General features: G+C 59.7%; 1 protein-coding gene. It reads right to left on the reverse strand.

Annotated features, from left to right (window positions below):
* The coding region (locus H6B10_RS15665; RefSeq protein WP_204652383.1) for a hypothetical protein at window positions 1–367 on the reverse strand (367 nt) is incomplete at both ends.

The raw sequence follows: 367 nt of genomic DNA on the forward strand, positions 1-367 counted from the left end.
CACGCAAGGTACAGGGCATACGCTGCAGCGAGGCCGGAACAAACTGGAACCGCCAGATCAGTCGCCACAGAATACACAATGGCAGAACACCTGCCACCAACGGGCTGCCCAACCGTTCCCGCCGGATGCCAAATCCGGCAAAAGCCCGCACGCCATAAACCACCAGCCAGATGCCTGCCAGAAGCGGCGTCACAACATCCGCCCAGGCTGCAAACAATGGATAGGATTCAAACGCCGCCGGATATTGGGTCACGTAACGGGCAGCCGGCAGCGTCCAGGCTCCGCTGGCTGCCAGCAACAGTCCACACAGCACCATAGACATCCCTAGTACGGGATTTTTATCTCCCAATGCCGCAGGTTGGGCAGC

The organism is Gemmiger formicilis (assembly GCF_016901605.1).
GTDB lineage: Bacteria > Bacillota > Clostridia > Oscillospirales > Ruminococcaceae > Gemmiger > Gemmiger formicilis_B.